Below are 6018 nucleotides of genomic sequence, written 5' to 3' on the forward strand. Positions count from 1 at the left end.
GAAAAAGAAAGTCTTTTTATAGAGGAGCATAATTATATATTTTACAAATATGTTGACAGTTAAATTTAAATAGAAAAGATCAAAAAGCTCCTCTATAAAAATACAGAAAATACTCAGTAACTAAAATAATACTCCGTAAATACAATAATAATTAACGCAAAAATCTTAATAATAATAAACACAAAAAAAACACTAATAACATTGCATACATCTTTTACTTACTTTATTAAAAGCTCATTCTACGGATAAAAAGGAACAAGCGCTGATATTAAAGGTAAAACAACTGTTGATATAGAAAAAATAGCTATAAATAATGCTGTGAGCATTTTTCCCTCCTATATATAAAAATATAATATGTTAATTAATTCTTTCCCACATTAGCATAAAACGTAAATTTATAAGCTTCATTTAGTTTTATTTTAATATAGAATAATATTAATTATGATATATAAATAAAATTATTAAAAATGTCAATATGTATTTATTAAAAGCTATAATTATAATAAAAAATGGATCTAATAAATAATATTCCTATAATCTATATATTATTTATATTAATTTTATTTGGTAATATATTATATGGATATGATATTTTTTTATGGAGTACATTTTTAAGCAATGAAAAAAATACCCATACAATCTTTAAAAAAGCTCGTTTACTGAGAGCAAGACTGCGTGAATTAATGTGCTTTTCTTTCTTATTTCCTTGCATCCTCAATGAGTTATGATGTTTTTGAACTGGCGAACATATTAGGAAGCAGTTGAATATTTTTTGTATAGTATGTCATTGCTAACACTGTTTATGCTTTCTCTATTGATTGCATAATTTATTAAAGATCCAGTTCGTTTTTATTGCAGATGGTGATGGTAGGGGGACTAATGATACAAATTGGCATAGAATGTTTTGTTCCATAAGCGATTTAACAATTGCATCTCCAAGCTTCTCCTTTGATACTATGCTCTTCACAGACAACAACAGATTGGTGAGATTGGCATAACTCTAGCACTGATCTATTATCTCAAAGTTGAATTGTTGGCACACTTGTAAGCGTTGGGATAACTTCATGTTTTTTGAAGCTCTTCAGCAACATCAAGACAAATCTGAACAGTTTCTTCGGTAGCAAGTAGGAGAACATCTTTTCCTTTTTTAAACAGAAGTTTTGCTGATATCAATTTTTGAAGCATTTTTATGAATATTCATAACAGCACGCTTTCCTAAACCTATATAAATGGGTACAAGATTACTCAGAGTAGAAAGAATTACAGTTTCCATTTGATCGAATTTCTACTCGTAAGTAATTGGATAATATTTACTTTATCGCTGAATAAAAAAGAAAAGTTTTTCTCTCTTTAAACAGAAGATGGATTGTCATCTAGTCAATAGGGATAGTTTGCGAGAAATTTGTTTGATGCAAAACGACTTAACATTGCAGTTAATTTTTATTACTTGAAGCTGTGAAAAGAAGGTTAAGATAGATAAAAGAATATAAAAAATGATGGATACATTTTAAAATAAAAAATTATAATTCTGTTAATTCCACATAAGTTGCTGCTGATATTGGTGACAAAAGAAATTTGATCAAAAAAATATCAAAATTATTTGAGGACATTCCTCATGGCATGTAGGCTAAACCTTTTTGTTGGTATGGGTGAGATTTTCTTTGAGCAGAAATTGATTCTATCCCCTGAAATCAGTAATAATCTCTCAGGTTATGTCGTAAACTTTTTAGGGATGTTACAACGCCACTATCGTCCTTTTATGAAAAATGTTAGCATTTCAGATGAGCAGTTGTGAGGAATTTCAACGTTTAATACAGCAAGATCCAGAAACTCTCACGGATTTAGAACGGGCTTCAAGATTTTTATATTTACAGCGATTAAGTTTTAGAGGGAATGTAAATCGTACGATGAGAGTAGAAAACCATCGTAGCGCGCGGGGGGCTTAAGCCCTTCCAATTTGAATGCGTGCTAAAACTTATTTTCCACTGTTTAGCAGGTGTTAGCATTGAACATTTAGACTAGTCTGATTTTATTGTGCGTTATGATCGCCTAAAAATCTTGTTTTATCTTTCACCACTTTAATTGTGGTTTTGAGGGTGATTAAAGAAAGGATTTTTATAAGCGGGAGGATTATCAGCCGATGTCTAAGCTGCTTGCATAATAAGAGGGAGTTTTTTGTCTTTAAACAATATGCTAGAAATTCAAAAAACTTTAGTTAATTTTATAAAAGAGGTTACACCATCTTATACAGACTGCTCTGCAAATAACACAATTGCTGGTAAGGAATGGGGCATCACCAATTTTGATTTCTAAAAAAGAAACAATACGTATTAAATAGTCTTTAACTTTGCAGACTTTTTGAGAATCCTTTCAGAATCTTTTGAAAAAAGTGAACTGATAGAAGATATTTCTATCAAAATATAAAAACAGTACGATATGTAGGCAATCTGGGCTTTAGAAACAAGAATCAAAGCGTATAAAGATGCATAGAAGTGAGATTGAGACATATCATTTTTATGATTCAATAAAAAATAAAAATTAAAGAAAAAATTTTATATCAAAAATTTAAGGTGGTTTAAAAGGTGGACGGGCAATGCATGGAAGGATGAGCGAGAAGGTAAATTAGGGGAAAGCGATTTATAGATTATCAGTATCTTTGTAAAAGTATCTTCTCAAGATAAATATTGTGATGAAATAGATTGTAGTTGAATGTTCGAAAAGATAATACGCACTCTTAACTTTTCCGTTATACACATCACAATAAAAGCCGTGAAAAGCACGGTCTTATTACAAACTTTCTCTAAAAGCAGTACATGAGTTTGCAAGATATTACAGTAATATTTTAAAAGAAGGATTTTATTTCAGGAAAAAATTATCTTAAAATAGTAAAGCAATATTCTTCAAGAAATTGCTAGGCGACTTTTGAAAGTAAAAAAGCTAAGTTAAAAAATAAAAGCAAAAATGGTTGTTGGTTTTCTCAACTGGAGTTGCATGTCATTTCCCACATAGGGAATTTACCTATAGAAAAATTAACAGCCAAGATCATTCACAATGTTTTCCCGCCACTTTAGCATGAAAAAGCAGATATAGTGCGAAAGTATTTGCCTTATCGTCAACATCATTATTATAATTAGGAAGCTGAAACAACATCATTTACAAATCACATAAAAGCCTTACCATTATTCATTATATAGCTCCGTAGATTGCTTTTCTTCAAGCATGCCAGCCCCTAGATGTTATTTTTGTTGAAAACAGAACCTTTGTGTATGATCAGTTCTTTGAACGACGATAGTAGTGCAATCCATAAAATCTTTTCTCATCTTCTTTTGATAGGATAACAAAGATGTCCTTAGAATACATCAATAGACTCAATCATTTTACACAAACATAATCTGTTGAATCCTTTAGTTTCAATTCAGACATCTCAGTCATTCTAATTAAATCTAATCGACCACCAGAGTGTTTTAATCCTTTAAGTGCTTTTACTTTTAATCTGAATGTATCCACCTCTTTCAAATCTTTTCATTGATTGATGTTTCAGAGGAATTATATTTTTATCACTTTATTTTCCGTTTATCTCTCCAACCACATAAACGTTCACCTTGTTTGTTATGTTTTAAAATATCTCTCGCCAAATTTGAACTAATGACATTGATATCTTGTCGATTCAAATAAATTGGAAGCCATCCAATACAAGAAGTTCGTTCATTCGTCGCGCAACCAGCTAGAAAGCTTAGTGCGCACATCAGCATCACTTTTCTTATTAATTTCATTTTCTACCTCAAGCCGTGTTGTCGCTATCTTGAAATCTTCTTTTGTTTGCTTTTGCTTCTCAACTTTTTTCCCAAGAAAAAAGGCTTTGACTAAAGCTATAAGAAAAGCTGCTATGAGCGCTGACGTCATTGTCAGATATTTTTTTATCCATAAAATCATAGGCGGTGTTCCTGAAAACGTTTAGCAATGTATATCATAGCCGTACAAGCAGCTAAAACCATAATGCCTGCTAGAACCCATTGAACAGGACCATTTCCTGCAAAAAGACCTCCAAGCCCTGAAAAAGAACCTATGATTGGTGCAAGAGCTTCTACTTTGCAAATACCTGTTACGCCTTCTGGTTCTACTACATGATAATTGGGGGCAACATGAGCTCCTTTTGCCCACAAACCTGCTTCGGTTGCTCGGCGATTGACAAGACCTTGGATACGTTTTCCTCCTACTCTTGTCCATTTTTGCAATTCGGTTGGTATCGCTTCATATTCACCTTTATTAAGCTTTTTTAAAAGTGTAGAATTGCGAAATGCTGTGATTCCTACATTATAGCAAAATGATACTAATGCCGCGAATTGTTCATCGTTTAAAGGAACGGTAACGGTTTTTTCAACAACAGCTTCATACTCCCTCAAGTCCTGACAAAGGATTTTTTCAGCTTCTTTTTCCGTAATTTGCATGTCTTTGTGGACGCTTGGGGCACCAGCAGCACTTGTATGTCCATAACCAATTGTCCAGACACCACCAGAATCTTCATAAGCTGATAAACGTAAGCCTTCCAATTGCTTAATCAATACAAGCCCTTCTTTTGATATTTTTCGCATTATTTTTACCTATAAAAAACTACACAAAGCAGGATATGAATTAAAAACTTACATCTACTCATTTTTAAGAACAGAACAGCGAAAGGGCATAATAAATTCAAAACATCCATAGTGGATTATTTTAAGATCCATATCATTTTTTTGAATAAAGATTATGCTAAATACTATTCATTTTGCAGCAATTGATCTCCATCTAAAGACAATAACTTTATAATAATTCCATTTATAATCAGATAGATTTCACTCATAAACCAGTTGATCTAGAATGATTTAGAAGAACTTTACTTCAAAAAACTTCAATAATTCCAATGACAAAAAGCACTTTTAACAAAAAATAAGAGACATAATAATTAATGAAATAATTAGGTGTTGATTTTTAAGTAATTTCAAAATTCATAAATTGCACCACAGAATTTTTTTATAAAAACAAAAAAACATTATAATTTAATATTATACATCTAAAATTTATCTTAGAATCAATAAAGCATATACATAACGTGTTATACATATTTAATAAAAAAATCTATAGTTAATTTAATTATTCTTTGTTTTTTCTCCTAATTGCTTAATTTCATTAAAAAATACCTTTATGAAGGATTTCAAATAAACTGTTACATAAAAAACATAATGGATATTTCCCCTCTCTTGCAGTCTGTTTCCAAATGAAACAATATATTAGTGGAGCATATTCAATATATAGACCAATGATATTTGATAGTTTTTTTAAGAATATTGTACTGTAATAAATTTGAACAAGTAGTTCAGTTTCATATATTTTCTTTTTCATATGAAGCATTTGGTGGGGCGTTCGGGTCCAATGGTATCATCTTTGTCTGGTGTTGTATTGGCTACGTTTCCAGCAGCCTCTTAAACAAATCAATCAAGCTATTGAAATATTTTTAGAGGCAATAGCACAAGAGACACAAAAGATTTTGACAAAAGGCTGCTTGAAAATATAGGAATCTCTCTCCTCCTAGCATCCCAGCCCATTTACATAACATAAAAAATAAAAAGGCAATGAGATGATATTTGATGATGGCAATAGATATGTAATAATACGTGAGTGTGCACAGCTTTTTATTATATCCACAACAACGATTCGCCATTAGATGCTTCAGGGGGGGGCCGGAGCCATATAAGCTAGGGAGAGCAGTGAGGTGGAGAAAGAAAGAGACTTTAGCATTTATTCCAGAGAAAAATACGGAGCAAATAACAACAGATTAGATAAAATCGTATAAACCCTAGAAGGTAATCTTCAAACAGATAATTAAATAAAAAATATATATATTTCAATACATTAAAACAAAAGGTGGTGCCGGATGCCGGCAAGCAGGGGCTTAGCAATAAGATTCAAAGTATATAAAGATGTGTAAGGGCGTATTGATGTCTATAGCTTTTTATGATTCAATAAAAAAAGTAAGTATTA

The 6018-nt window shown here is 31.2% G+C and carries 5 protein-coding genes and 1 pseudogene; 2 read left to right on the plus strand and 4 right to left on the minus strand.

What is annotated here, in order from left to right; all coding sequences use genetic code 11:
• Positions 1–1147 precede the first annotated feature (1147 nt).
• A complete protein-coding gene (locus ACFIK2_RS04080; RefSeq protein WP_375612384.1) occupies positions 1148–1273 on the minus strand; it encodes a hypothetical protein in 126 nt (41 codons plus the stop codon).
• A 508-nt stretch (positions 1274–1781) separates the two neighbouring features.
• Here ACFIK2_RS04080 and ACFIK2_RS04085 point away from each other — a divergent pair.
• Positions 1782–1946: a hypothetical protein gene (locus ACFIK2_RS04085; RefSeq protein WP_375676913.1), complete on the plus strand. Its 165-nt coding sequence runs from the start codon at positions 1782–1784 to the stop codon at positions 1944–1946.
• A 1611-nt stretch (positions 1947–3557) separates the two neighbouring features.
• On the opposite strand, the gene ACFIK2_RS04090 is transcribed toward ACFIK2_RS04085, so the two are convergent.
• The 3 genes from ACFIK2_RS04090 to ACFIK2_RS04100 are packed head-to-tail and all read right to left on the minus strand — an operon-like array spanning position 3558 to position 4592.
• Positions 3558–3773: a hypothetical protein gene (locus ACFIK2_RS04090; protein WP_375632871.1), complete on the minus strand. Its 216-nt coding sequence runs from the start codon at positions 3771–3773 to the stop codon at positions 3558–3560.
• The gene (locus ACFIK2_RS04095) at positions 3706–3933 is read right to left on the minus strand and encodes a hypothetical protein (RefSeq protein ID WP_375618608.1); all 228 of its coding nucleotides are present in this window, start codon (positions 3931–3933) and stop codon (positions 3706–3708) included. Before ACFIK2_RS04095 ends, ACFIK2_RS04090 begins: the two co-directional genes overlap by 68 nt.
• Positions 3930–4592, minus strand: coding sequence for a lysozyme (locus ACFIK2_RS04100; RefSeq protein ID WP_375632873.1), 663 nt, complete (start codon positions 4590–4592; stop codon positions 3930–3932). Before ACFIK2_RS04100 ends, ACFIK2_RS04095 begins: the two co-directional genes overlap by 4 nt.
• 1022 nt (positions 4593–5614) lie before the next feature.
• Here ACFIK2_RS04100 and ACFIK2_RS04105 point away from each other — a divergent pair.
• A pseudogene (locus ACFIK2_RS04105) lies at positions 5615–5816 on the plus strand (helix-turn-helix transcriptional regulator).
• The last annotated feature ends 202 nt before the right edge of the window (positions 5817–6018 follow it).

The organism is Bartonella sp. AP88XZML (assembly GCF_042195565.1).
GTDB lineage: Bacteria > Pseudomonadota > Alphaproteobacteria > Rhizobiales > Rhizobiaceae > Bartonella.